General features: G+C 71.8%; 16 protein-coding genes, 1 pseudogene and 1 riboswitch. Of the genes and pseudogenes, 5 read left to right on the top strand and 12 right to left on the bottom strand.

What is annotated here, in order from left to right; all coding sequences use genetic code 11:
• Window positions 1–66 precede the first annotated feature (66 nt).
• Window positions 67–2,964, bottom strand: a complete 2,898-nt coding sequence (locus tag AB0F56_RS22045; RefSeq protein ID WP_362012252.1) for a GNAT family N-acetyltransferase — start codon at window positions 2,962–2,964, stop codon at window positions 67–69.
• 176 nt (window positions 2,965–3,140) lie between these two features.
• On the opposite strand from AB0F56_RS22045, the gene AB0F56_RS22040 reads away from it, so the two are divergent.
• On the top strand, window positions 3,141–3,422 hold the full coding sequence (locus tag AB0F56_RS22040; RefSeq protein WP_361767649.1) for an HPr family phosphocarrier protein: 282 nt from the start codon (window positions 3,141–3,143) through the stop codon (window positions 3,420–3,422).
• A 267-nt stretch (window positions 3,423–3,689) separates the two neighbouring features.
• Here the strand turns inward: AB0F56_RS22040 and AB0F56_RS22035 are convergent, their stop codons facing one another.
• From AB0F56_RS22035 to AB0F56_RS22020, 4 genes are all read right to left on the bottom strand, one after another.
• Complete coding sequence (locus AB0F56_RS22035; RefSeq protein ID WP_362012250.1) at window positions 3,690–4,382, bottom strand: GntR family transcriptional regulator; 693 nt, start codon at window positions 4,380–4,382, stop codon at window positions 3,690–3,692.
• A gap of 178 nt (window positions 4,383–4,560) precedes the next feature.
• The gene (locus AB0F56_RS22030; protein ID WP_362012247.1) at window positions 4,561–5,346 is read right to left on the bottom strand and encodes a M23 family metallopeptidase; all 786 of its coding nucleotides are present in this window, start codon (window positions 5,344–5,346) and stop codon (window positions 4,561–4,563) included.
• A 12-nt stretch (window positions 5,347–5,358) separates the two neighbouring features.
• Window positions 5,359–5,525: riboswitch (cyclic di-AMP (ydaO/yuaA leader) on the bottom strand.
• Window positions 5,526–5,748: 223 nt separating this feature from the next.
• Window positions 5,749–7,116: a pitrilysin family protein gene (locus AB0F56_RS22025; protein ID WP_362012452.1), complete on the bottom strand. Its 1,368-nt coding sequence runs from the start codon at window positions 7,114–7,116 to the stop codon at window positions 5,749–5,751.
• 26 nt (window positions 7,117–7,142) lie between these two features.
• The gene (locus AB0F56_RS22020) at window positions 7,143–8,504 is read right to left on the bottom strand and encodes a pitrilysin family protein (RefSeq protein ID WP_362012245.1); all 1,362 of its coding nucleotides are present in this window, start codon (window positions 8,502–8,504) and stop codon (window positions 7,143–7,145) included.
• Between the two features lie 381 nt (window positions 8,505–8,885).
• On the opposite strand from AB0F56_RS22020, the gene AB0F56_RS22015 reads away from it, so the two are divergent.
• Window positions 8,886–11,345: a DNA topoisomerase IV subunit A gene (locus AB0F56_RS22015; protein WP_362012244.1), complete on the top strand. Its 2,460-nt coding sequence runs from the start codon at window positions 8,886–8,888 to the stop codon at window positions 11,343–11,345.
• Here AB0F56_RS22015 and AB0F56_RS22010 read toward each other — a convergent pair.
• Window positions 11,342–12,391 carry a GTP-binding protein gene (locus tag AB0F56_RS22010; protein ID WP_362012241.1) on the bottom strand — a complete coding sequence of 350 codons (1,050 nt, stop codon included), beginning with the start codon at window positions 12,389–12,391 and terminating at the stop codon, window positions 11,342–11,344. The genes AB0F56_RS22015 and AB0F56_RS22010 overlap by 4 nt on opposite strands.
• A 298-nt stretch (window positions 12,392–12,689) precedes the next feature.
• On the opposite strand from AB0F56_RS22010, the gene AB0F56_RS22005 reads away from it, so the two are divergent.
• Both AB0F56_RS22005 and AB0F56_RS22000 read left to right on the top strand, forming a co-directional pair.
• The gene (locus tag AB0F56_RS22005) at window positions 12,690–14,381 is read left to right on the top strand and encodes a sensor histidine kinase (RefSeq protein ID WP_362012238.1); all 1,692 of its coding nucleotides are present in this window, start codon (window positions 12,690–12,692) and stop codon (window positions 14,379–14,381) included.
• Window positions 14,378–15,060: pseudogene (locus AB0F56_RS22000) on the top strand (response regulator). Before AB0F56_RS22005 ends, AB0F56_RS22000 begins: the two are co-directional and overlap by 4 nt.
• A gap of 25 nt (window positions 15,061–15,085) precedes the next feature.
• Here AB0F56_RS22000 and AB0F56_RS21995 read toward each other — a convergent pair.
• The 5 genes from AB0F56_RS21995 to AB0F56_RS21975 form a co-directional block, all read right to left on the bottom strand.
• Entirely contained in the window at window positions 15,086–16,684 is a 1,599-nt protein-coding gene (locus AB0F56_RS21995; protein WP_362012235.1) for a cation acetate symporter, read from the bottom strand.
• Window positions 16,681–17,280 (bottom strand): DUF485 domain-containing protein, encoded by a 600-nt coding sequence (locus tag AB0F56_RS21990; RefSeq protein WP_362012233.1) that lies wholly within the window; start codon window positions 17,278–17,280, stop codon window positions 16,681–16,683. Before AB0F56_RS21990 ends, AB0F56_RS21995 begins: the two co-directional genes overlap by 4 nt.
• Before the next feature lie 98 nt (window positions 17,281–17,378).
• On the bottom strand, window positions 17,379–18,122 hold the full coding sequence (locus tag AB0F56_RS21985; protein WP_362012231.1) for a response regulator transcription factor: 744 nt from the start codon (window positions 18,120–18,122) through the stop codon (window positions 17,379–17,381).
• The gene (locus AB0F56_RS21980; protein ID WP_362012229.1) at window positions 18,119–19,294 is read right to left on the bottom strand and encodes a histidine kinase; all 1,176 of its coding nucleotides are present in this window, start codon (window positions 19,292–19,294) and stop codon (window positions 18,119–18,121) included. The genes AB0F56_RS21985 and AB0F56_RS21980 overlap by 4 nt, the downstream gene beginning before the upstream one ends.
• Window positions 19,295–19,395: 101 nt before the next feature.
• Window positions 19,396–21,513, bottom strand: coding sequence for a DNA topoisomerase IV subunit B (locus tag AB0F56_RS21975; RefSeq protein ID WP_362012226.1), 2,118 nt, complete (start codon window positions 21,511–21,513; stop codon window positions 19,396–19,398).
• 433 nt (window positions 21,514–21,946) lie between these two features.
• Here AB0F56_RS21975 and AB0F56_RS21970 point away from each other — a divergent pair, with 433 nt between their 5' ends.
• Window positions 21,947–22,177, top strand: coding sequence for a hypothetical protein (locus AB0F56_RS21970; protein ID WP_137992866.1), 231 nt, complete (start codon window positions 21,947–21,949; stop codon window positions 22,175–22,177).
• A 101-nt stretch (window positions 22,178–22,278) separates the two neighbouring features.
• On the opposite strand, the gene AB0F56_RS21965 is transcribed toward AB0F56_RS21970, so the two are convergent.
• Window positions 22,279–23,097 (bottom strand): serine protease, encoded by an 819-nt coding sequence (locus tag AB0F56_RS21965; RefSeq protein ID WP_362012222.1) that lies wholly within the window; start codon window positions 23,095–23,097, stop codon window positions 22,279–22,281.
• Between the last annotated feature and the right edge of the window lie 55 nt (window positions 23,098–23,152).

Below are 23,152 nucleotides of genomic sequence, written 5' to 3'. Positions count from 1 at the left end.
CCGGGACGGTCCGGCCGTCTCGTCGAGGCCGTTCCCGAGGGGCTCCCCAGGGGTTCCCAGGGGGTTCTAGTAGTTCGGAAGGCTACGCGGGCCGAGGTCCGTGCGGGGTGGCGGCGGGGCGAGCCGGACCGTCGCGCCGAGCGCGGAGAGGCCGTGCGGGGCGACGACCACGGGCTCCAGGGCGATCGCGACCACCTCGGGATGGTCGTCGACGAGCCGGGAGACGCGCAGGAGCAGCTCCTCCAGGGCGGGGGTGTCGACGGGCGCGGAGCCGCGCCAGCCGAAGAGGAGGGGGGCGGTGCGGATGGAGCGGACGAGCTCGGCGGCGTCCCGGTCGGTGGCCGGGACCAGGCGGTGGGACATGTCGCCGAGCAGCTCGGAGGCGGCGCCTGCCAGGCCGAAGGAGAGCACGGCGCCGACCGCCGGGTCGATGGCCGAGCGCACGACGGTGTCGACGCCGCGCGGCACCATCGCCTGGACGACCGGCTGCAGCTCGGCGGGCTTGCCGAGGGTCTCGGTCAATTCGGCGTACGCGGTACGGAGTTGTTCCTCGCCGGCCAGGTCGAGGCGTACGCCTCCGAGGTCGGGGCGGTGGCGCAGGTGGGGGGCGGTCGTCTTGAGGGCGACCGGGTAGCCGAGCCGGTCGGCGGCCTGGACGGCGGCGTCGGGGGTGGGCGCGGGGAGGGTGGGGAGCACATCGATCCCGTACCGCCCGAGCAGCTCGCGCGCCGCGTCGGCGTCGAGGGTCACGCCGCGCTCGTCCGCGTCCGGCCCGAGCGCGCGCTCGATCTGCGCGGCGGCCCCGGCCTCGTCGATCTCCTCGAACTCGGGCACCCGTCCGGGCTCGACCACCTGCCGCCGCCACTGTCCGTACCGGACCGCCTCGGCCAGCGCCCGCACGGCCCGCTCGGCGGCGGGGTAGGCGGGGATGCCGCCGGGGCGGGCGGGGGTGGGGGTGCCGTCGGCGGGGGGCGCGGGCTCGGTCGGGGGTGCCTGCGGGGCGAGGGCCGGGGCCTGTGGTGCCTGCGGCGCGGGGGTCGGCGCCGGGGACGGTGGCGTGCGCCGGCCCTGCGGTCGTGTGCTGGTCGCCGCCGAGAGGGCCTCCGCCAGGCCGCCCATCTCGACGTGGACGACCACCACCGGCTTCGCCGGGAGCGGGGCGGAGGCGACCGCCTCGCGGAGCTGGGCGGCGAGGACCTCACCGTCGCCTGACTCCACCGCGCCGTTCTCGCCGACCCAGGGGATCGCGGTCACGACGACCGCGTCGCACGCGTCGTCCACGAGCGCGGCCGCCAGCGCGGCGCGGAAGTCCGCGGGGCTCGCGCCCGTCGTCAGGTCGAGCGGGCGCAGCGGGCGGAGCCCCTCCGTCAGGCAGGCGTCGTACGCGAGCAGGCCGAGCGACTCGGAGTTGCCGAGGATGGCGACGCGCGGCCCGGCCGGGAGCGGCTGGCCCGCGAGGAGGAGCCCCGCGTCGACGAGCTCGGTGACCGTGTCGACGCGGATGACCCCGGCCTGCCGGAGCAGCTCGGAGACGGTGCCGTACGGAATACGGGTGACCGGCACCCGGTGTCCCGGCGGCGCGCTGCCGCTGTGCCGCGCGCCCCTGACCACGACGACCGGCTTCACCGCGGCCGTGCGCCGGGCCAGCCGGGTGAACTTCCGCGGGTTCCCGATGGACTCCAGGTACAGCAGGACGACGTCCGTCTCCGGGTCGTCGTACCAGTACTGGAGGAAGTCGTTGCCGGAGACGTCCGCCCGGTTGCCCGCGGAGATGAAGGAGGAGATCCCGGCGCCGTGCCGGTGGAGTCCGGCGAGGAGCGCGATCCCGATCGCGCCGGACTGGGTGAAGAGCCCGATCCGCCCGGTGGCCGGCAGCTGGGGTGCCAGCGAGGCGTTCAGCCGGACGTCGGCCGAGGTGTTGATGATCCCGAACGCGTTGGGCCCGATGATCCGCATGCCGTACGAGCGGGCCTGCCGCACCAGTTCCCGCTGCCGGTCCCGGCCCTCCCCCGACCCGGTCTCCGCGTATCCCGCCGAGAGCACGACGAGGCCCCGCACGCCGTGCTCGCCGCAGTCGGCGACCGCTTCCGGCACGCGCTCGGCGGGGACGGCCACGATCGCGAGGTCCACCGGTTCGCCGATGTCCCCGACGGAGCGGAAGGCCGGTACGCCTTCGAGCGTGCCGGTCTCCTCGGTCAGCGCGCGGTTCACCGCGTACGTCCGTCCGGTGAAGCCGCCGTCCAGGAGGTTGCGCAGGACCGTCCGGCCGACCCCGCCGGGGGTCCGGCCGGCTCCGACGACGGCGACCGAGGCGGGCGTGAGGAGTCGCTGCACCGAGCGGGCCTCCGCCCGCTGCTCCCGGGCGCGCTGCACGGCGAGGGAGCGGTCGGTGGGCTCCAGGTCGAGGTGGAGCCGTACGGAACCGTCCTCGAAGCTGCGCTTCTGGGTGTATCCGGCGTCCGTGAAGACCTTGATCATCTTGGTGTTGGCGGGGAGCACCTCCGCCGCGAACCGCCGGATGTCCCGCTCGCGCGCCACCGCCGCGATGTGTTCGAGCAGCGCGGAGGCCACGCCGCGTCCCTGGTGGGCGTCCTGGACGAGGAAGGCGACCTCGGCCTCGTCGGCGGGCGAGGAGGCGGGCATGCCGCGGTCGTCGATCCGGTCGTACCGCACGGTGGCGATGAACTCGCCGCCGACGGTCGCCGCGAGGCCCACCCGGTCCACGAAGTCGTGGTGGGTGAAGCGGTGCACGTCCTTGGCGGAGAGCCGGGGGTAGGGCGCGAAGAAGCGGTAGTACTTCGACTCGTCGGAGACCTGCTCGTAGAAGCTGACCAGCCGGTCGGCGTCGTCGGCGGTGATGGGCCTGATGCGCGCGGTTCCGCCGTCGCGGAGGACGACGTCCGCTTCCCAGTGGTCGGGGTACTCGTGTTCCGCTTGCTCCGGCCGTTCCGACGCGCTCTGCATGGGGCAAGCGTACGGCCGGGGTACGACACGGGCACCGGTCGCGCGGCGGGTGTGCACCATGCAAGGTAAGGGGGACCGAACGGCCCCCCGGTGGGGGTCGAAGGTCGGCGACGAGCACCCCGCGACCCGTGAGAGACTGGTCTAGACAACCCGCTTGAGACTTGAAGGGCAACACCATGGCTGAGCGCCGCGTCAACGTCGGTTGGGCCGAGGGCCTGCACGCCCGCCCCGCCTCCATCTTCGTCCGTGCCGCCACGGCCTCCGGCGTCCCCGTGACGATCGCCAAGGCCGATGGCAACCCGGTGAACGCCGCGTCGATGCTCGCGGTGCTCGGTCTGGGCGCGCAGGGCGGCGAGGAGATCGTGCTCGCTTCCGACGCCGAGGGCGCCGAGGTCGCGCTCGACCGTCTGGCGAAGCTGGTTGCCGAGGGGCTCGAGGAGCTCCCCGAGACCGTCTGACGGATGTCCGGCCGGACGGACGTCCGGGCCGAATGCGCGGGAAGCCGCACACGCCGAAATGACGGCGGGTGCGGCTTCTTCTTTTCCGGCACCCCGAAACGTCTCGTTTTCCCGTACCGCGAAACGCCTCCCGAACCGTCCCGCGAAAAGCCTCCCGAAACGTCTCCCGAAACATTCCGTAGTGAATTCAGGGGATCCGGGCAGCCCGAAGAAAGCCCGTCGAATTCCCCCCGTCAGGGCGAGCCCTCTTTGTATACGGCCCGCTCGTTAATTCCGGCCGCTCGCGGTGTTGACGACATGTTGCGAAGTCCTCACACGCCCGCGCGGTGGACGCTCGGGGCGCTTCAGCCGGTGCAGCAGCAGGGAGCGCTCGGCGTGCAGCGCGGTCAGGGCGCGGGCCCGTTCGGCGTCGCCGCGCGCCACCGCGTCCACGATCGCCCCGTGCTCCGCCCAGGCCTCGACCGGCTGGGCGGGGGCCTCGACCGCGTACATCCAGGCGATCTTGTGCCGCAGCTGGGTGAGCAGGGCGGTGAGCGCCGGGCTGCCCGAGGCCTGCGCCAGGGTCTCGTGGAACCAGCCGCCGAGCGAGCGCAGATCGTCCCCCTGACCGCGCCTGGCCCGCTCCTGCCCCAGTCTGACCAGGCCGCGCAGCACCTTGAGGTGCGCCTCGGTGCGGCGTTGCGCGGCCCGGGCCGCGCCGAGCGGTTCGAGGAGCGAGCGCATGTCCAGGAGGTCGGCCGCCTCCTGCTCGGTCGGCTCGGCCACCTGGGCGCCCGCGTGCCGGCGGGTGATCACGAAGCCCTCGGACTCCAGGGTGCGCAGCGCCTCGCGGACCGGGACGCGGGAGACTCCGTACCGGCGGGCCAGCTGCTCCTCGGTCAGCCGGCTGCCGCGCTCGAAGACGCCGGTGACGATGTCGTCCCGGATCGCCGTGCACACCGAGTGCGCGGGAATGCGCATGATCGACCTCCGCCTTAATACGCGCGAAACCGGTTGTCCGGTGACTCTATTGCAGCGGGGCGGTATTTCCGACGGGTCCTCGGTAATCATGGATATCTTTTGGTCAGCGAAAAGCCCCGGCTCAGTACGAGCCGGGGCTTTTCTGACGTGCGGTGCGGGACCTCGACGGCCGGTCGGGTCAGACGTTCACGCCGCGGGCGCGGAGGTACGCGACCGGGTTGATGTCGGAGCCGTACTCGGCGGTGGTGCGGGCCTCGAAGTGGAGGTGCGGGCCGGTGGAGTTGCCGGTCGAGCCCGAGATGCCTATCTGCTGGCCCGGGGTGACGGACTGGCCGACGGAGACACTGATGGCCGAGAGGTGCCCGTACTGGGTGTACGTGCCGTCGTTCATCCGGATGACGATGTTGTTGCCGTACGCGCCGCCCCAGCCGGCCTCGACGACGGTGCCGGAGCCGACGGAGACGACCTTGGTGCCGGAGGCGGCGTGGAAGTCGACGCCGGAGTGGCTGCCGGAGGACCAGAGGGAGCCGCCGGTCTTGTAGCCGGTGGAGACGTACGAGCCGGCCACGGGCAGCTGGAAGGAGTTCAGGCGCTTGCGCTCGGCCTCACGGGCGGCGCGCTCCTTGGCCGCGCGGATCTCCTTGGCGCGGGCCTCCGCCTTGCGCTTGGCCTCCGCCTTGGCGCGGGCCTCGGCGACGCGCTTGGCCTCGGCCTCGGCGGCCTCGCGCTCCTGCGCGGCGGCCTGGGCGTCGATCTTGTCGGCGAGGGCGTTGTCGGCCACGACGACCTGGGTCAGGCCGGTGTCCTCGAGGGAGGGGGCGTCCGTGTCGGCGGCGAGCGCCGGGGAGGCCAGGGTGCCGATGACGCCGGCGGTGGCGAGGGACGCGACGCCGGCGACGCCTGCGCTGCGGCGCGCCAGACGGCTCGGACCACGATGCTTCCCGGTGGCACGGGTGAACGCCATGTAGTGGCTGATCCTTTCCTTCCTTCTCGCCTACCGGGTTAGCTGACGGGTTCGGAGCAGGAAGGTCTCCTACGGGCCCCTCCGCACGGATGCGAAGGCGTCCGATTCACCCCAGGGACTTCGTGTGGGTCCCCGGCTCCCCAGGCTCGCGCCTGACGGGGACTCGGCGATGACTGTCCGATGCCGCGGGCGCGGCGGGTGCAACTGGCGAACAGCCGGACCGACGCTAAGCGGATCGTCTTTCAATCACCAAACAGACACGCCAGTTTGTAAGACATGCCACAGGGCATACGGTCACCCTCCGCCCCAATACGGACATAGCGGAGGACCCCGACGTAACGTGACGTCGGGGTCCTCCGTTTGCTCCGCTTCGGCGGCGGTGCGCCGCTCGATGCTGCTCGATCAGCCGGTGACGACGGTGACTTCGCCGATGCCGAGGGCCCGGACCGGCTCCTCGATCTCGGCCGCGTCACCCACGAGCACCGTGACGAGCCGGTCCACCGGGAAGGCGTTGACGACGGCTGCCGTCGCCTCGACCGTGCCGGTCTCGGCCAGGCGCGCGTACAACTGCGCCTGGAAGTCGTCCGGGAGGTGCTGCTCGACCTGGTCGGAGAGGGTCGCCGCGACGGAGGCCGCGGTCTCGTACTTGAGCGGAGCCACGCCCACCAGGTTCTGCACGGCCACGTCGCGCTCGGCGTCCGTCAGGCCCTCGGCGGCGAGGGTGCGCAGCACCTTCCACAGGTCGTCAAGTGCCGGGCCGGTGTTGGGGGTGTCCACGGAGCCGCTGATGGCGAGCATCGAGGCGCCGTGGCCCTCGCCGTCGGAGCGCAGGACCTGGCCGAAGGCCCGGACACCGTAGGTGTAGCCCTTCTCCTCGCGCAGGACGCGGTCCAGGCGGGAGGTGAGCGTGCCGCCGAGGCAGTACGTGCCGAGGACCTGGGCGGCCCAGACGCGGTCGTGCCGGTCGGCGCCCACGCGGCCGATCAGCAGCTGGGTCTGGACGGCGCCCGGCCGGTCGACGATGACCACACGGCCTGTGTCGTCGGCCGTGATCGGCGGCATGGGCCGGGGCTCCGCGCTGTTGCCCGTCCAGGCACCGAGCGACTCGGCGAGGACTTTGTCCAGGTCCACGTCGGTCAGGTCGCCGACGACCACGGCGGTGGCCGTGGACGGCCGCAGGTGGGTCTGGAAGAAGGCGCGGACGGCGGCGGCGTCGATGGCGGCCACCGTGTCCTCGGTGCCCTGGCGCGGCCGGGACATGCGGGACTCGGCCGGGAAGAGCTCCTTGGAGAGCTGCTTGGCCGCCCGGCGGGCCGGGTTGGCCGTCTCGTGCGGGATCTCGTCGAGCCGGTTGTTCACCAGGCGCTCGACCTCGGTCTCGAGGAACGCCGGCGCGATCAGGGCCTCCGAGACCAGCCCGAGCGCCTTGGGCAGCCGGGAGACGGGAACCTCCAGGGAGACCCGTACGCCCGGGTGGTCCGCATGCGCGTCGAGCGTGGCGCCGCAGCGCTCCAGCTCGGCGGCGAACTCCTCGGCGGTGTGCTGGTCGGTGCCCTCGGTGAGGGCTCGGGCCATGATCGTGGCGACACCGTCGAGACCGGCGGGCTCGGCCTCCAGCGGGGCGTCGAAGAAGATCTCGACGGCCACGACCTGCTGGCCGGGGCGGTGACAGCGCAGCACCGTCAGGCCGTTGTCCAGCGCTCCGCGGTCCGGCGCGGGAAAGGCCCAGGGCCTCGCCGCGCCCGGCTCGGGCTGCGGGTGGAACGTCATGCTCGTCAAAGACGCGGCAGCGTCGGTCACTGGTCCGCTCCCTCTTCCTCGTCGCTGTCGCCCTGCTCGGCGTCGCTCTGTTCGGTACCGATCGGCTCGTAGACCAGCACCGCGCGGTTGTCCGGGCGCAGCCGGGCCGCGGCGACCTCCCGCACCTCGTCGGCGGTGACGTCCAGGACCCGGTTGACGGCGGTCAGGGCCAGCTGCGGGTCCCCGAACAGGACCGCGAAACGGCACAGTTCGTCGGCGCGGCCGGCGACCGTGCCGAGCCGGTCCAGCCACTCGCGCTCCAACTGGGCCTGGGCGCGCTCCATCTCCTCGGGCGTCGGGCCCTCGGCGGCGAACCGGGCCAGCTCCTCGTCGACGGCCGTCTCGATCTCGGGCACCTCGACGCCACCGGAGGTCTTGACGTCCAGCCAGCCCAGCGAGGGCGCACCGGCCAGGCGCAGCAGGCCGAAGCCGGCCGCCACGGCCGTACGGTCGCGGCGCACAAGGCGGTTGTGGAGCCGGGACGACTCGCCTCCGCCGAGCACGGTCAGGGCGAGGTCGGCGGCGTCGCACGCGCGCGTGCCGTCGTGCGGGAGGCGGTAGGCGGCCATCAGCGCCCGGGCCGGGACCTCCTCCTCGACGACCTCGCGCAGCTGCTCCCCGATGGTGTCGGGCAGGGTGCCGTCGCGCGGGGGCAGCTTGCCGTCGTGGGACGGGATGGAGCCGAAGTACTTCTCGATCCAGGCCAGCGTCTGCACCGGGTCGATGTCGCCGACGACCGAGAGGACCGCGTTGTTCGGCGCGTAGTACGTACGGAAGAAGGCCCGCGCGTCCTCCAGCGTCGCCGCGTCCAGGTCGGCCATGGAGCCGATCGGCGTGTGGTGGTACGGGTGGCCGTCGGGGTACGCGAGGGCGGTCAGCTTCTCGAAGGCCGTGCCGTACGGCACGTTGTCGTACCGCTGGCGGCGCTCGTTCTTGACGACGTCCCGCTGGTTCTCCATGGACTCGTCGTCCAGGGCGGCGAGCAGGGAGCCCATGCGGTCCGCCTCCAGCCAGAGCGCGAGCTCCAGCTGGTGCGTCGGCATGGTCTCGAAGTAGTTGGTGCGCTCGAAGCTCGTCGTGCCGTTGAGCGAGCCACCCGCGCCCTGCACCAGCTCGAAGTGGCCGTTGCCGTGGACCTGCTTCGAGCCCTGGAACATCAGGTGCTCGAAGAGGTGGGCGAGGCCGGTGCGGCCGGCGACCTCGTGGCGGGAGCCGACGTCGTACCAGAGGCACACCGCGGCGACCGGGGTCAGGTGGTCCTCGGAGAGCACCACCCGCAGGCCGTTGGCCAGCCGGTGCTCGGTCGCTGTCAGGCCGCCTGAGCCGGCCTCTGCCGTGGCCGTGTGACCCATGGGCATGTACGTCCCTTCGATCGCGATATGGAAAAGTCCTGCCACCCTATGCAAGCGCACTGACCCCTCGCGAAGTTCCCACAGGTTCCCCGCGTCCCTCTTCCGGGTCGCGTGGGCGTCGCGGAAACGATTCACGGCCCGATGACGGACGGCTCACGACCCGACGGCGGGCGGCTCACGGCCCGACGGCGCACGGCTCACGGCCCGACGGCGGACGGTTCACGGCCCGACGGCGGGCGGTTCACGAACCGCTCGCGGACCGTGCTCGAACCGCTCCGCTACGGCCCGACCGCCGCTCACGCCCGGGTCGCGGTCGGCGTTGTCGGTGGGACGGTCCACAATGGTCCGCGTCAGATCAACCTTGTTGGTGAAGGAGCCGCAGCCGCGATGGCCCGCCGCAGCACGAAGACACCGCCGCCGGACGACGCGTTCGAGGAGAGGATCCTCGACATCGACGTCGTCGACGAGATGCAGGGCTCCTTCCTCGAGTACGCGTACTCGGTGATCTACTCCCGCGCGCTGCCGGACGCCCGCGACGGCATGAAGCCGGTGCAGCGCCGCATCGTGTACCAGATGAACGAGATGGGGCTCCGCCCCGACCGCGGCTATGTGAAGTGCGCCCGCGTCGTCGGCGAGGTCATGGGCAAGCTGCACCCGCACGGCGACGCGTCGATCTACGACGCGATGGTGCGCATGGCACAGCCCTTCTCCATGCGCCTCCCGCTGGTCGACGGCCACGGCAACTTCGGCTCGCTCGGCAACGACGACCCGCCGGCCGCCATGCGGTACACCGAGTCGAAGATGGCCGCCGCCGCGCTGATGATGACGGAGTCCATCGACGAGGACACCGTCGACTTCACGCCGAACTACGACGGCCAGGAGCAGGAGCCGGTCGCGCTGCCGGCCGCGTATCCGAACCTGCTGGTCAACGGCGCCTCGGGCATCGCGGTCGGCATGGCGACGAACATGCCCCCGCACAACCTGGGCGAGGTCATCGCGGCCGCCCGGCACCTGATCCGCCACCCGAACGCGGACCTCGAGGCGCTCATGCGCTTCGTGCCGGGCCCCGACCTGCCCACCGGCGGCCGGATCGTCGGCCTCTCCGGCATCAAGGACGCGTACGAGAACGGCCGCGGCACGTTCAAGATCCGCGCCACCGCGACCGTGGAGAACGTGACGGCCCGGCGCAAGGGCATCGTCGTCACCGAGCTGCCCTTCACGGTCGGCCCGGAGAAGGTCATCTCCAAGATCAAGGACCTGGTCGGCTCCAAGAAGCTCCAGGGCATCGCCGACGTCAAGGACCTCACCGACCGCAGCCACGGCCTGCGCCTGGTCATCGAGGTCAAGAACGGCTTCGTGCCGGAGGCGGTCCTTGAGCAGCTCTACAAGCTGACGCCGATGGAGGAGTCCTTCGGCATCAACAACGTGGCGCTCGTCGACGGCCAACCGCTCACGCTCGGTCTCAAGGAGCTCCTTGAGGTCTATCTCGACCACCGCTTCGACGTGGTGCGCCGACGCTCGGAGTTCCGCCGTACGAAGAAGCGCGACCGGCTGCACCTCGTCGAGGGCCTGCTCGTCGCGCTGCTCGACATCGACGAGGTCATCCGCCTCATCCGCTCCAGCGAGAACTCGGCGCAGGCGAAGGAGCGGCTGATCGAGCGCTTCTCGCTGAGCGAGGTCCAGACGCAGTACATCCTGGACACCCCGCTGCGCCGGCTCACCAAGTTCGACCGGATCGAGCTGGAGACCGAGCGCGACCGGCTCAACGGCGAGATCGACGAGCTGACCGGGATCCTGGAGTCCGACAGCGAGCTGCGCAAGCTGGTCTCGGCGGAACTGGCGGCGGTGGCCAAGAAGTTCGGCACCGACCGTCGGACGGTCCTGCTGGAGTCGGCGGGCGCTTCGGTCGCCGCCGTGTCCCTCGAAGTCGCGGACGACCCCTGCCGGGTGCTGCTGTCCTCGACGGGGCTGCTGGCGCGTACGGCCACGGCCGAGATCCCGGCCCCCGCCGAGGACGGCAAGCGTGCGAAGCACGACGTGATCGTCTCGGCGGTCCCGGCGACGCAGCGCGGCGACGTCGGCGCGGTGACCTCCACGGGCCGGCTGCTGCGGCTCGCGGTGATCGACCTGCCCCAGCTGCCGGACACGGCCGCCGCGCCGAACCTGGCGGGCGGGGCGCCCCTGGCGGAGTTCCTGACCCTGGAGGACGACGAGACGGTGGTCTGTCTGACCACGCTCGACGAGTCCTCGCCGGGTCTGGCGCTCGGCACGCTGCAGGGCGTGGTCAAGCGCGTGGTCCCGGACTATCCGTCGAACAAGGACGAGCTGGAGGTCATCACCCTCAAGGAGGGTGACCGGATCATCGGCGCGACCGAGCTGCGGACGGGCGAGGAGGACCTGGTCTTCATCACCTCCGACGCCCAACTGCTGCGCTACCAGGCCTCGCAGGTACGGCCCCAGGGCCGTCCTGCGGGCGGCATGGCGGGCATCAAGCTGGCGGACGGCGCCGAGGTGCTCTCGTTCACCGCGGTGGACCCGGCGGCGGACGCGGTGGTCTTCACGGTCGCCGGCTCCACGGGCACGCTGGACGACGGCGCCGCCACGTCGGCGAAGCTGACGCCGTTCGACCAGTACCCCCGCAAGGGCCGTGCGACCGGTGGCGTGCGCTGCCAGCGGTTCCTGAAGGGCGAGGACGTGCTCATCCTCGCCTGGGCGGGCGCCACCCCGGCGTACGCCGCACAGGAGAACGGCACGCCGGTGGACCTGCCCGAGGTGGACCCGCGCCGCGACGGCTCGGGCACCCCCCTGCCGAAGCCGGTCTCGGTGCTGGCGGGCCCGGCGAGCTAGCCCTCTTCCGGCTCGTTCTCGTTCTCCTGTACGTACCGCAGGACGCCCCACATGCTGTGCTCGTCGGGGGCGTCCTGCGGGCCGTTCACGCGGCAATCGTCGAGCGCCTTGCGCAGGGCTCCGGCGTCGATGCCGGAGCCGATGAGGACGAGCTCGGTGAGCCGCTCCTGCCCGGCGGTCCAGGGCTCGGGGTAGAAGCGCAGGAACCTGCCGACGGCGTGCACCGCATAGCGGTTGGCGGGGTCGGCGGCGCCGAAGTCGAGGAAGCCCTTGATGCGGTAGAGGCCCTCGGGCCGGGAGTCGAGGAACTCCATGAGCCTGCGCGGGTGGAGCGCGGTGCCGGAGGACAGGGAGAGGGTCTCGTAGGCGGCGTGCGGATGGTCGTGCGCGTCGTCGTCCCCGTACAGCAGGTCCTCGATCGACATCTGCCCCTCGATCTCCCCCTCGGGCACGACCCGGTCGAAGAGCAGTTCGGGGTCGACGCGGCCATGCGCGGCCCGGACCACGGCGGCACGCCCGGCGAGCCGCGCGACGCTGTCATGAACCGCTGCCAGCTCCTCCTCCCCCACCCGATCGACCTTGTTGAGGACGACGAGGTCGGCGAGAGCCAGATGCCGGTCGGTCTCGGGGTGCGCGGCCCGAGTCCGCGCGAACTCGGCGGCGTCGACGACCTGCACGAGCCCGCCGTAGACGACGCGCTCGTTCTCGCTGGCGAGCACCATCCGCACGAGCTCCTGGGGCTCGGCGAGACCGCTAGCCTCGATGACGATCACGTCGAGCCGGGCCTCGGGACGGGTGAGCACCTCCAGGTACTCGTCCAGCTCGCTCGCGTCGACGGCACAGCACAGGCACCCGTTCCCGAGCGAGACGGTGGAGCCGACCTGCCCGGCGACGGTCATGGCGTCGATCCCGATGTCCCCGAAGTCATTGACCATGACCCCGATCCGGGTCCCGCGGGCGCTGCGCAGCAGATGGTTGAGCAGCGTCGTCTTGCCCGACCCGAGAAACCCGGAGAGAACGACGACGGGAATCTGCTGCTTGGTCAAGGGAAACCCCTCCGACGACTGGACACACACCAAAGCCCCAGAATAGGCAACCGCCACCCAACCGGCCCCCACCCCACCGCCCCACAGCCGCCGACGGTGAGCAACCGCCCACTGGCCGACCCGCACCTCTGCCCTCCGTCCCGCACGGGTGGTGCGGGTGGGAACCCCAAGCCCGGCCGGAGGCCGGGCGCACCCCCACCGGCCCGCGGCCGCACCACCCGTCCCCGCCCGCGCCGCCGCCCGCCCAAGGGCCCCGCACATTTCCGGTCCCCGCCCCCACCCCCGTACCGTTCCTGCCATGCCCCCCGCAGCGACCACCCCCACGCGACGCAGGCGCTTCGGCTGGCCGAGGCGGGTCTTCGCCCAGGTCCTCCTGATGCAGCTGGCCATCGCCGCCGGCGTCACCGTGCTGGCCACCGGCCTCTTCCTCGCGCCGCTGAGCGACCAGCTCGACGACCAGGCCATGCGGCGCGCCCTCGCCATCGCGGAGACCACCGCCTCCCCCGAGGTGGCAGCCGCGCTGCGGACCACCGGGCCCTCCGCCGACGGCCCGGTGCAGCGCGAGGCCGAGCGGATCCGGCAGTCCACGGGCGCCGAGTACGTCGTGATCATGGACACCCGGGGCGTCCGCTGGTCCCACACCGACCGGACCCAGATCGGCAGGATCGTCTCCACGGACCCCAGCGCCGCGCTCGCGGGCCGCGAGGTCATGGAGATCGACAACGGCACCCTCGGCCGTTCGGCCAGAGGCAAGGCCCCACTGCGGGACGCGGACGGAACCATCGTCGGCGCGGTCTCCGTCGGCATCGAGTACGACAGCGTCCACGACCGGCTCCTCGGGGCGATCCCCGGGCTCCTCGCGTACGCGGGCGGCGCCCTGGCGGCCGGCGCCCTGGCCGCGTACCTGATCTCGCGCAGGCTCCAGCGCCAGACCCACGACCTCGCGTTCTCGGACATCTCCGCGCTCCTCGCCGAGCGCGAGGCGATGCTCCACGGCATCCGCGAGGGCGTCGTCGCCCTCGACCGCACCGGACGCGTCCGGCTCCTGAACGACGAGGCGCAGCGGCTGCTCGGCATCGGCCCCGAAGCGACCGGGCGCCCGCTGGAGGAGGCGCTCGGTTCCGGTCGTACGGCCGATGTACTGGCCGGCCGGGTCACGGGTGAGGACCTGGTCACCGTACGGGGCAACCGTGTGCTGATCGCCAACCGGATGCCGACGGACGACGGCGGCGCCGTCGCCACCCTCCGCGACCGGACCGAGCTGGAGCGGCTCGGCCGGGAGCTGGACTCCACCCGGGGCCTGATCGATGCCCTCCGCGCCCAGGACCACGAGCACGCCAACCGGCTGCACACCCTCCTGGGCCTGCTGGAGCTGGAGATGCACGACGAGGCGGTCGAGTTCGTCACCGAGGTCGTCGGGGTCCACCGCGCCACCGCCGAGCAGGTCACGGAGAAGGTCCACGACCCGCTGCTCGCCGCGCTCCTGGTCGGCAAGGCCACGGTCGCCGCCGAACGGGGCGTGTCCCTGCGGATCTCCACCGACTCGCTCCTCCCCGACCGGCTGGTCGACCCCCGCGAGCTGGTCACGGTCGTCGGCAACCTCGTCGACAACGCCCTGGACGCCGCCGCGGGCACCGCCCACGCGCGCGTGGAGATCGCCCTGCGGGCCGAGGGCCGTACGGTCGTCCTGCGGGTCACCGACAGCGGTCCCGGCGTACCGGACGACCACCGCGAACTGATCTTCACCGAGGGCTGGACCACGAAGGAGCTGCCGTCCCACGGCAAGCGGGGCCTGGGCCTGGCCCTCGTACGCCGGCTCGCCGAACGCCGCGGCGGCAGCGCCCTGGTCGGCACGGGCCCGGACGGCAACGGCGCCGAGTTCACCGTCGTCCTCCCGGAAGCGCTGAACGAGCCGGCGCCGCAGCCAGACCCGGCCCCGGACTCGGACCCGCCGGAGCGTACGGCCGCACCCGTAGGAGATCCGCGATGATCGACGTACTCGTCGTGGACGACGACACCCGCGTGGCGCGGATCAACGCCGCGTACGTGACGAAGGTGCCCGGTTTCCGGGTCGTCGCCACCGCCCACTCCACGGCGGAGGCGCTCGCCCGTCTGAGCGAGGTACCGGTCGACCTGATCCTGCTCGACCACTACCTGCCCGACGAGAACGGACTCGCCGTCGTACGGGAGCTGCGCCGCCTCGGCCATCAGACCGACGTGATCATGGTGACGGCGGCGCGCGACGTGGCGACCGTCCAGGCGGCGATGCGCCACGGCGCGCTGCAGTACCTGGTCAAGCCCTTCGCCTTCGCCGGGCTGCGCGCCAAGCTGGAGGCGTACGCAGGCCTGCGCGACACGCTCGAACGCGGCGGCGAGGCGGAACAGGCCGAAGTCGACCGCATCTTCGGCGCCCTCTCGGCGGGCGCCGTGGAGCCGGACCTCCCCAAGGGCCACTCCCCACCACCGCGGAGCTGCTGCGCCAGGTGCTGCTGGCCGCCGACGGGGCTCTGTCCGCGCAGGAGATCGCCGAGCGGGCGGGGGTGAGCCGGCAGACCGCGCAGCGCTATCTCAAGCTGCTCGAACGGGCCGGCCGGGTGCGGCTCTCGCTGAAGTACGGCGAGACGGGCCGCCCCGAGCACCGGTACGTCTGGGTGAAGGCGACCGGCTGAGCCCTGCGGAGGCTCCCTCCGGGCCTCAGACCGCCCCGGCCCCCGTCAGCGCCCTGACCTCCGTCTCCGCGTGCTTGGCCGCGTCCGGCGGCTCGGGCGAGGTGACGGTGCCGATCCAGCCCGCCAGGAAGCCGAGCGGGATGGAGACCAGGCCGGGGTTCTGGAGCGGGAAGACATGGAAGTCCACGCCCGGGAAGAGCGCCTCGGGGCTGCCGGAGACGACCGGCGAGAGGACCACGAGCAGCATCGCGGGGACGAGCCCTCCGTACACCGACCAGACGGCGCCGCGCGTGGTGAAGTTCCGCCAGAACAGCGAGAAGAGCAGCACCGGCAGGTTGGCCGAGGCGGCGACCGCGAAGGCGAGGCCGACCAGGAACGCCACGTTGAGGTCGCGGGCGAGCAGACCGAGCCCGATCGCGGCCGCGCCGATCCCGGCCGCGGCCATCCGCGCCACGGTCACCTCGCTGTACTGCTTGGCCCGCGCGCGCCTGCGGCGCAGCGAGGCGTACAGGTCGTGGGCGACGGAGGCGGACGAGGCGAGCGTGATGCCGGCGACCACGGCCAGGATGGTGGCGAAGGCGATGGCGGCGACGATCGCGAACAGCACCGTGCCCCCGGTCGACCCGGCCCCTCCGCCGAGGTCGAGGGCGAGGAGCGGTACGGCGGTGTTCCCGGCGGCGTTGGAGGCGCGAACGGCGTCGGGGCCGATGATCGCGGCGGCGCCGAAGCCGAGGACGATCGTCATGAGGTAGAAGCCGCCGATGAGTCCGATGGCCCAGACGACCGAACGGCGGGCGGCCCGCGCGGTGGGCACGGTGTAGAATCGGGACAGGATGTGCGGCAGGCCCGCCGTGCCCAGGACGAGGGCGAGGCCGAGGCTGATGAAGTCCAGCCGGGCGGCCCATTCGCCGCCGTAGCGCAGGCCCGGCGCGAGGAAGTCCCGTCCGTGTCCGCTGCGTTCGGCGGCCGTGGCGAGCAACTGGTTGAAGTCCCCGTGGAAGCGGAGCAGCACCAGCACGGTGAGGGCGATCGTGCCGGCGATGAGCAGCACGGCCTTGACGATCTGGATCCAGGTGGTCGCCCGCATCCCACCGAGCGACACGTAGATCACCATCAGCGCGCCGACGCCGATCACGGTCCAGGAGCGGGCGGCCTCACTGGTACCGCCGAGGAGTAGGGCGACCAGGCTGCCGGCCCCGACCATCTGGGCCACCAGGTAGAGCACGGAGACGGTGACGGAGGACGTGCCGGCGGCGATCCGGACGGGGCGCTCCGCCATCCGCGCCGCGACGACGTCGGCGAGCGTGAACCGGCCGCAGTTGCGCACCAGTTCGGCCACCAGGAAGAGGACGACCAGCCAGGCGACGAGGAATCCGACGGAGTACAGCATGCCGTCGTAGCCGAAGAGCGCGATCAGGCCGGAGATGCCGAGGAAGGAGGCGGCGGACATGTAGTCGCCGGCGATGGCGAAACCGTTCTCCAGGGGCGAGAAGAGCCGTCCCCCGGCGTAGAACTCCTCGGCCGAGCCGTGCCGGTTCCGGCTCGCCCAGGTGGTGATCCCGAGAGTCACGGCGACAAAGGCGCTGAACAGCAGCAGCGCGAGCATCTGATGGTCGTTGGTCACCGCTGCACTCCCCGTGTCATCTCCTGTGCCCGCGTCTCGTCGAACACCGTCCACCGCAGCTCCAGCGCGGCCCGGTCCCGCCGTAGCCGGGCGTGCCGGGCGTAGGCCCAGGTCAGCAGGAAGGTGGTGAGGAACTGCCCGAGCCCGGCCAGCATCGCCACGTTGATCATCCCGATGACGGGCCGGGCCATCAGCTCGGGTGCCGCCGTCGCCGCCACGACATAGGCGAGGTACCAGAGGAGGAAGGCGAAGGTCGCCGGGATCACGAACCGCCGGTAGCGGCTGCGCACTTCCTGGAAGGCCGGGCTGCGCTGGACCTCCAGATAGACGGCCGCCGCACTCCGGTCGGAGCCGTGCACCGAGCCGTGCACCGAGCCGCGCTCGGACCCGTGCCTCGAGTCCCGCCGCCCCGAACCGTGCGCCGACCCGTGTTCCGGCTGCTGTCGCGGTACGGCTCCGGTCGCCGGCGCTGCGGTCCCGTCCTCGGTGGTCGGTGCCTCCGCGTCGACCGACTCGCCCCAGCCGGAGGCGAGTGCGTCGTACCAGGGGTCGTCGATCCGCACCGCGGGGACGCCCGGCCCTTCGTCCTTCTCCACCGCTGAACTCTCCTTGTCAGCGAACCGTTTCGGCCGCGTGCCCAAGGATGGACAGAGCGGGAAGATCCCGGACTCTTCTCCCTCCTTACTTCACCCCATCAGGTGATGGTTTCGCCTGGTGGTGCGACGAGCCCATGCCGATATGCGTACCGGACGGCCTGCACCCGGTCGCGGACTCCGATCTTGGCGAAAAGGTTGTTGATATGGGTCTTCACCGTGGCGGTCGAGATGCTCAGCCGGGCGCCGATCTCCTGGTTGGAGAGGCCGTCCGCGACCAGGGCGAGCACCTCGGCCTCGCGCTCGGTGAGCCCGTCGGGCAGCGTGGCCGGTTGCCGCCGCGGCCGGCCTCCTGGCAGGTCGCCGACGGGTCCGTCGCGCCGCTCGGGTTCGACCATCAGCTTTTCCAGGAGCCGCCGTTGGACGGCGGGAGCGAGTCCGGCCCGTCCGTCGAGCACGTCGTGCACCGCGCGCACGATCTCCTCCCCTCCCGCGTCCTTGGTGAGATAGCCACGTGCCCCCGCCCTGAGCGCCGGGAAGAGGGAGTCGTCGTCGGCATACGTGGTGAGCACCACGACCTCCGTGCCGGGGTGTTCGGCGCGGATCCGCCGGGTCGCCTCGACTCCGTCGCAGCGCGGCATCCGAAGGTCCATCAGCACCACATCGGGGGCCAGTTCGGCGGTCAGGGCGACGGCCTCCTCACCGTCCTTGGCGGCCCCGACCACCTCGATGCCGGGCAGCAGGCCCAGCACGAGCACGATTCCCTCCCTCACCATGGACTGGTCGTCGGCGACGATCACCCGCGCGACCCTGCCGTCGCCCTGCCGGTTCCCGGAGCCGCTCATGCCGGCACCCTCAGCCGCACCGCGAAGCCGTCGCCCTCGGGCCCCGCGTCCAGCGTCCCGCCGAGGAGCTCGGCGCGCTCGCGCATCCCGAGCAGCCCGTAGCCGGACCCCGAGGCGCTCAGCCCCGCGCCGCTCGTGACCGCACCGGGTGCGCCCGAGTCCCGTATCTCCAGGGCGACCTCACCCGTCTCGTAGGCCAGGAGCAGGCGCGCCCTGGCCCCGGGAGCGTGCTTGCGGACGTTGGTGAGGGCTTCCTGCGCCACTCTCCGTACGGCTTGGGAGGCTTCCGCCGGCAGCTGTCGGCGCGCGCCGACCACCTTGACCTCGGCCCGGTCCTCGCGTGCCAGCTCCCGTAGGTAGTCCTCGACGGGCGCCATGTCGCCCCGGAGTGCGGAGAGCGCCTGCCGGGTCTCGGCGAGCCCCTCCCGGGCCATGGACCGGGCAGCGACCACCCGCTCCAGGATCGTCTCCCGCTCGGCGCCGGCCTCGATCTGGAGCCTGGCCGCCTCCAGGTGCACCATCTGCGCGGAGAGGCTGTGGGCCAGGACGTCGTGGATCTCGCGCGCGATCCTGGCCCGCTCGGCCAGGGCCGCGGAGGCCGCCTCGGCGTCGCGTGCGGCGCGCTCCTGGGCGAGCAGCCGGAACCCGGCGCTGCGGGCTTCGGCGTCCAGGCGCAGGGAGTACCCCGTGAGCAGGACCGCGGCGGTGGTGACCGCGGCCCCCGCGACCCCGGTCTCGTCGGCGTCGACGAACCCCCCGGAGAGGAGCAGCACGGTGGCCAGGGCGACGAGCATCGGCAGTCGCTGCATCGCGGCGACGGAGACGACGATCCAGAGCAGCGTGGCGGTGACGTGCGCTCCCGCGAGGTGTGCCGCGAGGCCGAGGCCCGCGACGGCCCCGAGCAGGGCGAGGGAGGGCAGGAGCCGGTTGGCCAGGGTCGTCCGGTGGTAGGCGCAGAGTGCGGCCCCGGCCAGGACGAGGCCCAGCGGTGGAAAGACCCCGTACCAGCCGGGGGAAGCGCCCGAGAGATAGGCGCTGATCACGGTCCACCCGCTTATCGCGGCGAACAACAGTCCGTCGATCACGAGGCGGCCGCGTGGCACACCGACCCGGGTCAGTGCCTCCGGCGCGGGCCACGCGAACCATCGCCCGGTCGACTTGTTGCCTTTCACATCCGTCCCCCTCCGTCATCTCGATGCTACGGAGAGGGAGCGCGTCCGTGATCAGCTCAGGGGTGGAACTCGGTGGCTCCACCCGTGGGTGGAGCCACCGGCTACGCGTCGATCCGCGAACGGTCGAGCGTCGCCGCGGAGCTGGTGATGAACTCCTTGCGGGGCGCCACGTCGTTGCCCATGAGCAGGTCGAAGACCGTCTCGGCCGAGTCCAGGTCGCCGATGTTGATCCGGCGCAGGGTCCGGTGCCGGGGGTCCATGGTGGTCTCCGCCAGCTGGTCGGCGTCCATCTCGCCGAGGCCCTTGTAGCGCTGGATGGCGTCCTTGAAGCGGATCCCCTTGCGCTGGAACTCGAGCAGGGTCTGGCGCAGCTCGTTGTCCGAGTACGTGTAGACGTACTTGTCCTGGCCCTTCTTGGGCTGGACGAGCTCGATCCGGTGCAGCGGCGGCACGGCGGCGAAGACCCGGCCCGCCTCGACCATGGGGCGCATGTAGCGCTGGAAGAGGGTCAACAGCAGGCAGCGGATGTGCGCACCGTCGACGTCGGCGTCGACGAGGAGCACGATCTTGCCGTAGCGGGCCGCGTCGATGTCGAAGGTCCGGCCCGAGCCGGCTCCTATGACCTGGATGATCGCCCCGCACTCGGCGTTCTTGAGCATGTCCGAGACCGAGGACTTCTGGACGTTGAGAATCTTGCCGCGGATCGGCAGCAGGGCCTGGAACTCGCTGTTCCGTGCGAGCTTGGCGGTGCCGAGCGCGGAGTCTCCCTCGACGATGAAGAGCTCGCTGCGCTCCACATCGTCGCTGCGGCAGTCGGCGAGCTTCGCCGGCAGGGAGGAGGACTCCAGCGCCGTCTTCCTGCGCTGCGCGTCCTTGTGCTGGCGGGCCGCGATACGGGTCCTAGCGGCCGCGACGGCCTTCTCCAGGACGGCCCGAGCCTGGGCCTTGTCGTCGCGCTTGGTGGACGTGAGGAAGGCCTTCAGCTCCTTGGCGACCACGTTGGCGACGATCCGGCGGGCCGCCGAGGTGCCGAGCACCTCCTTGGTCTGCCCCTCGAACTGCGGCTCGGCCAGCCGGACGGTCACGACGGCCGTGAGCCCCTCCAGTGCGTCGTCCTTGACGATGTCGTCCTCGGCGACGCGCAGCATCTTCACGGAGCGCAGGACCTCGTTGACCGTCTTGGTGATGGCCTGGTCGAAGCCCGAGACGTGGGTGCCGCCCTTGGGCGTGGCGATGATGTTGACGAACGACTTGACCGTGGTGTCGTAGCCGGTGCCCCAGCGCAGGGCGACATCGACGCCCAGCTCGCGGGTGACCTCGGTCGGCGTCATGTGGCCGCGGTCGTCGAGGACCGGGACGGTCTCCTTGAAGGTGCCCTGGCCGGTGAGCCGGAGCACGTCGCAGACGGCCTTGTCCTGGGCGAGGAACTCGCAGAACTCGCTGATGCCGCCGTCGAAGCGGAACGTCTCCTCGCTCTTGCCCACGCCCTCCAGGTCGCGCTCGTCGCGGACGACGATGGTCAGGCCGGGGACCAGGAAGGCGGTCTGCCGGGCGCGCTGGTGCAGGTGCTCCAGGGAGAGCTTGGCGTCCTTGAGGAAGATCTGGCGGTCCGCCCAGTACCGCACGCGGGTGCCGGTGCGGGTCTTCGGGACGCGCTTGCCCTTCAGCAGGCCGCTGGACGGGTCGAAGGGGCTGTCGGGGCCCTGCTCGGTGAAGATGCCGGGGACGCCCCGGCGGAAGCTGATCGCGTGCGTCGCGCCGTTCCGGTCGACCTCAACGTCGAGCCGGGCCGAGAGCGCGTTCACCACGGAAGCGCCGACGCCGTGCAGACCGCCGGAGGCCGCGTACGAGCCGCCGCCGAACTTTCCGCCCGCGTGGAGCTTCGTCATGACGACCTCGATGCCGGACAGTCCGGTCTTGGGCTCGACGTCGACCGGGATGCCCCGGCCGTTGTCGCGCACCTCGACGGAGCCGTCGTCGTGGAGGATCACGTCGATGTGGTCGCAGTAGCCACCGAGAGCCTCGTCGACCGAGTTGTCGATGATCTCCCAGAGGCAGTGCATCAGACCGCGACTGTCGGTGGACCCGATGTACATACCGGGGCGCTTGCGGACAGCTTCGAGCCCTTCGAGTACGAGCAGGTGCCGCGCGGTGTAGTTGGAACCGTCACGGTCTGCGGTCAGCAGCGCACTGGACGGCACGGACGTCTCGGCGGTCACGCGGTTCGCTCCTCGCTGAATTTGAAAACTGGCCCGGTGGGGTAAGGCCCGGCGTCATTCACCGGTCAGAGGGTACCGATGCCTGGTAGAGCCGTTGTCACGCCACCCTCCTGATTTCTCATGCTAGTGCAGAGTCGCATGGGTGTTCGATCCCTCGAAGGGGTGACGCGAACATCACGTTCCCTTCGAGGCATGAACCATTTAGGCTCCGGGCACGTCCTCATGAACAACCGGCAACCCAGCCGGGAGGACGAAACCGAGACAAGCAATGCGAAATCCGTAGAGCGACGCAATACGGCTCATTCGCCGCCAACCGGCAGCAGACAGCCACCTCGGGAAGAAGTTTCGAGGAAAAGCCACGAGCGGGAACGTTTTCGGCCTGGTTGGATGTTGACCCTGGTACGACAGCTCGTCGAGCTAGAGAAGAGGCGACGTGACTACTGTTCTGACCCCCGCGAGCCCCCTGACGGCCGCTGACCGCTGCGACCGCTGCGGCGCCCAGGCGTACCTGCGCGTCGTCCTGACAAGCGGCGGTGACTTGCTCTTCTGCGCCCACCACGGTCGCAAGTTCGAGCCGGAACTCAAGAAGATCGCCGCGGAAATACAGGATGAGACCGACCGGCTCACCGATGTGCCGGCCAAGGCAGTAGACGAGGACCGCTGACGCCTCGCATCCACGACGAGCCAAGGGCCGGTCACTGATCGGTCGACGGGCGGCCACCCCCGCACCCAGGGGGGTGGCCGCCCGTTCTCGTACCCGAGGGCTCAGAAGCTCTCCGGCAGCACCGTCGAGACGCGGGTGTAGACGCCCGGGTTCTCGGGCTGTCCGCAGCCGCTGCCCCAGGACACCAGACCGATGAGCCGCCCGCCGGCCACCAGCGGCCCGCCACTGTCCCCCTGGCAGGCGTCCCTGCCTCCCTGCGGGTCACCGGCGCACAGCATCGTGGCGGACCGGTACGCCGCCCCCCAGCCCCCCGGATAGGCCCGCTGGCACGCACTGTCGGGCAGCACCTGGACGCGCGCCGAGCGCAGGGTGGAGGCGTAGGTGCCGTTTCCTGTGGTGTCCCCCCAGCCGTACACGTCCGCCGCCGTGCCGGGCGTCTCGGCCGCGTCCCCGGGGACGGCGGTCTTGATCACGTACGACTGCGGCAGCGGGCTCGCCAGCGTCAGTACGGCGAGGTCGTTGGTGTTGGCCGTCGGGTCGTAGTCCGGACTGATCCAGGTGCTGGAGACCCGGATCTCCTGTCCGTCCTGGCCGTGGAGAGCGCTCCGGCCCGCGATCACCTTGAAGTCGGGCAGCTGCGAGGGCTCGCCTCCGAGCACGTCCCTGCCCAGGCAGTGGGCGGCGGTCAGCACCCGCGTGGGTGCCACGACCACTCCCCCGCAGAACTGGCCCGCCCGCGTACCCCCGAACCGGTCACGGCTGGACAGCGCCACGGCCCACGGAGCGTCCGCGGCGTGGGCGGGCTGCCCGCCCACGACGACGCTGTCGGCAGCTGCGGGGGCGACGGCGGCGAACGGACCGGCCGCAGTCGAGATCAGGCCCAGGGCAGTGGTCACTGCTCGGGCGATGGGGCGACGCATAGAGCCTCCTGACTCTCCGGTGACGTCTGTTCACCCAGAGTCGTTCAGGCCTTCC

It is taken from the genome of Streptomyces sp. NPDC026092, assembly GCF_040638605.1.
In the GTDB taxonomy this organism is placed as follows: domain Bacteria; phylum Actinomycetota; class Actinomycetes; order Streptomycetales; family Streptomycetaceae; genus Streptomyces.
The sequence above is the reverse complement of the archived record's forward strand: the minus strand, read 5'-3'. Positions and strand labels throughout refer to the sequence as shown.

Bases quoted from the DNA above. Each gene is read 5' to 3' on its own strand.
- AB0F56_RS22045 (WP_362012252.1), bottom strand. From the start codon at position 2,964: ATGCAGAGCGCGTCGGAACGGCCGGAGCAAGCGGAACACGAGTACCCC.
- AB0F56_RS22040 (WP_361767649.1), top strand. From the start codon at position 3,141: ATGGCTGAGCGCCGCGTCAACGTCGGTTGGGCCGAGGGCCTGCACGCC.
- AB0F56_RS22035 (WP_362012250.1), bottom strand. From the start codon at position 4,382: ATGCGCATTCCCGCGCACTCGGTGTGCACGGCGATCCGGGACGACATC.
- AB0F56_RS22030 (WP_362012247.1), bottom strand. From the start codon at position 5,346: ATGGCGTTCACCCGTGCCACCGGGAAGCATCGTGGTCCGAGCCGTCTG.
- AB0F56_RS22025 (WP_362012452.1), bottom strand. From the start codon at position 7,116: ATGACGTTCCACCCGCAGCCCGAGCCGGGCGCGGCGAGGCCCTGGGCC.
- AB0F56_RS22020 (WP_362012245.1), bottom strand. From the start codon at position 8,504: ATGCCCATGGGTCACACGGCCACGGCAGAGGCCGGCTCAGGCGGCCTG.
- AB0F56_RS22015 (WP_362012244.1), top strand. From the start codon at position 8,886: ATGGCCCGCCGCAGCACGAAGACACCGCCGCCGGACGACGCGTTCGAG.
- AB0F56_RS22005 (WP_362012238.1), top strand. From the start codon at position 12,690: ATGCCCCCCGCAGCGACCACCCCCACGCGACGCAGGCGCTTCGGCTGG.
- AB0F56_RS21985 (WP_362012231.1), bottom strand. From the start codon at position 18,122: ATGAGCGGCTCCGGGAACCGGCAGGGCGACGGCAGGGTCGCGCGGGTG.
- AB0F56_RS21965 (WP_362012222.1), bottom strand. From the start codon at position 23,097: ATGCGTCGCCCCATCGCCCGAGCAGTGACCACTGCCCTGGGCCTGATC.